Origin of the sequence: Nitrososphaera sp. (assembly GCF_050748925.1) — an archaeon.
In the GTDB taxonomy this organism is placed as follows: Archaea; Thermoproteota; Nitrososphaeria; order Nitrososphaerales; family Nitrososphaeraceae; genus Nitrososphaera.
In genome coordinates, this window is the sequence record NZ_JBOGQF010000025.1 from 13,840 (window position 1) to 16,703 (window position 2,864).

General features: G+C 56.1%; 3 protein-coding genes. 1 reads left to right on the plus strand and 2 read right to left on the minus strand.

From position 1 onward, the window contains the following. Both ACREAY_RS03605 and ACREAY_RS03610 read right to left on the minus strand, forming a co-directional pair. The coding region (locus tag ACREAY_RS03605) for a DMT family transporter (RefSeq protein WP_431754396.1) at positions 1-630 on the minus strand (630 nt) is incomplete at its 3' end. A gap of 109 nt (positions 631-739) precedes the next feature. Then, on the minus strand, positions 740-1,030 hold the full coding sequence (locus ACREAY_RS03610) for a hypothetical protein (RefSeq protein ID WP_431754397.1): 291 nt from the start codon (positions 1,028-1,030) through the stop codon (positions 740-742). A 252-nt stretch (positions 1,031-1,282) separates the two neighbouring features. Between ACREAY_RS03610 and ACREAY_RS03615 the strand changes: the two genes are divergently transcribed. After that, positions 1,283-2,860, plus strand: coding sequence for a Vgb family protein (locus ACREAY_RS03615; RefSeq protein WP_431754398.1), 1,578 nt, complete (start codon positions 1,283-1,285; stop codon positions 2,858-2,860). Positions 2,861-2,864: the final 4 nt, after the last annotated feature.

Genomic DNA, 2,864 nt, shown 5'->3' on the forward strand with positions numbered 1-2,864 from the left:
TGCAGCCAATGCGATGCCAAGGATGACAAGCCCGCCAAAGAGCGACTTTATCATTGCTATCTTGGACGGGCTGATGGTCGAAAACGTCGTGAGCCGGCGGCTGATGTTGTTGTCCACGGCCCACATCAGCATCGACGCGAGGATCATGATGTTGCCGGCGTTGAACTCGATTATGGTCTCTGAAAACTTCATGTTGGTAGTCGCCATAAAGAGGCCTGCCACTACGAGCGCTATGGCAAACATGCCCGCCTTTCCGTGCGGCCTTTCGCCGAAAAACACGGACGACAGGATTATCGTGAAAAGCACCTCGCCGTTTGTCAGTATCGCCGCGTCAGAGGCCTGTGTCTGCTGCAATCCATATAGCAGCAGCACCGGGGCCGCGACGGCGCCAAAGGCCGTGACGAGCGCCATGTAGCGCAGTTCGCGCTTTTCAAGCCTGAACGACGCCCGGGCAAAGGGTATCAGCGCAAGGCCAGACATGACGTAGACGACGGCCGACAGCGCGAGGGGGTCTATGGTTGCAAGCGGCACTTTTGCCACGGTAAAGACGGACCCAAAAAGCGCTGACGCAAGCAGTACCGAAAGGTAGCCAAGGTACGCCCCCTGCTTTTGCGCCGGCTTGGTTTCCACGCCCGTACTAGACGCCCGGCCTATTTTATCCCTGCTAGAATCTCCCCTCTACAACTGCATGTCCCAATTTTCTTTGCATTGCAGAGGTTTTTGGTGACCGCAGCTATCCCTAGAGCCCATGGTATGGGTTTTCTAGCACGTCTATGCACAGGTTTGTAACAATCTCTTCGCCGAGGATTGATGCGAGCTGGATAGCAACGATATTTTCCACCCCTGTATCCCCAAGGTCAGCCATCGGGACTTTGGAAACCTTTAGCCGTTTGCCGTTTACCAACCAGTCGTAATCGGCGTCAAATGCGGAATTGTCCAGCGAGCCGGGAGTGTCTACTTCCAGGTCATATCCGGCACAACTTTGCGAAGCGGCCTCTGTCAAGGACGTATCTATAGAATCCGGCTCCAAGCACTTGGTGGCTGCTCTCGTCGATGGGCAGGCGCGAGATTAGCACAAGCACGTTATTCAGGTCGACAGTCATCCACGCTTACCCGACGTTGCCGCTCATGCCGCCAAGCGGAATGTTCCCCCTGACCTTTACCTTCGAGTCCATCAAAGAGACTATCTTGTCTCCATCCAAAGACACTAGCTTGCTCCAAGGTCGACACCGCGTGATACATCTGCCAAGGGTTATATGTGGAAAATCGGGAATCTGCATCGTTGTCCGGCAAGAGCAGGTCTTCCAACAAGAAGATCATCCTTTATGCCGTTATCGGCATACTTGCAGTTGCGGCAGTTTCTGTGACTCTGATTCCAAGGGCTACGCCAAACCCTGGCGACCTTGCAAAAGATTCAAGGGATCGCAACATTGCGCGCTTTGAGGAGCAGCTCTGCGGCCATGACGCCAGGGCCAATTCCAGCGCCCACGTCGCCGAGTATGTCCTGCCGTCAGAATGCGAGATGCCGCTGGGCATCGCGGTAGACAGCGACAGGGTGTGGTACGTGTCCACCAAGCAGGGCACGCTTGGCAGCTATAGCCTCGCAGACGGCAAATTTGAAGAGTTCCCTGTCCCGTCGTGGCCCGCGCGCTCGGACCCGTTAGGATTTTCCCAGGTGTTTACAGTCAAGACCGACCAGCAGGGCAACGTCTGGTTTACAGACGACAAGAGCAACCTGCTGTGGAGGTTCAACAAGGCGTCGGGCACTTTTGACAAGTTTGTCTCCCCGGCAAAGGGCCCCATCTCTTTTGATTTTGATTCCAGCGGAAACGTCTACCTCGTTGGCGTCAGGTCGCATTCGATATTCTTTGGCGAGCTGGCCAGCTTGGAGCCAGACACGCCTGATGTCTTTACTGAAATCAAGCTCCCCCTCGATGCCTTTGCAGGCATCAGCGACAACGCAATCAACTCCGGCTCCATAACGGTCGACAAGGAAAGAAACGTCGTCTGGACGACGGTGCTGTCCTACCAGACTGTCGGCCAGATATTCCAGTATGACGTCGCCTCAAAAAAAGTCACCGCAACCGACCTTCCCGAAGGGCTGACGTCGCCGGTCGGCACCATACTGGACGACAAAGGAAACCTGTGGCTCACAGACCACGGGACAAGCGTGTTTTTCATGCTCGACGCGTCTGACGGGACGATAACCCGGTATGTCACTTCCATCCCTTCATCAAGGATTTTTGGCGGCGAGGCTCCGCCAAACGCGGTCAGCTGGCCCTACTGGCTGCAGAGCGACAGCGAGGGCAACATCTGGCTCAACCAGCACGCAGGAAACAAGATAGCCAGGTTCGACCCAGAGACAGAGACCCTGGTAGAGTACTGGATACCGACCCAGAACGCGGACTGGGGCAACTGTCCGGAAGGCGCCGAGACATGCGGCATCGCCAACGTGGTCCAGTTCTCCGTCGGCCCCAACGATCAGGCATGGTTCACCGAGTGGTCGGAAAACAAGATAGGCACGATCAAGGACACCAGCGCGCCATTTTCGGTATCCGCGCCTGAAGAGATAACCGTCGAAAAAGGCCAAAGCGCAGAGGTCAAGGTTGACGTCAGCTCGCAGGAGGGGTTCACCGGGACGATGGTCGCCTCTGGAACCTTTACGCACGGCGGATCCTTGGGCAACTCAACTGGCATCTTTAGCCAGGAATCTGTGGAGGTGGGCGCAAACAGCGCAAAGCAGGTGTCCTACGTCTTTACCCCGGCAGGCGATCTGGCTGCGGGCCAGTACACCCTGATGGTTGGCGCAGAGAACAAGGACGTCACGGTTTTGAAGGCAGTCCGCGTCAACGTGGTATAAATAC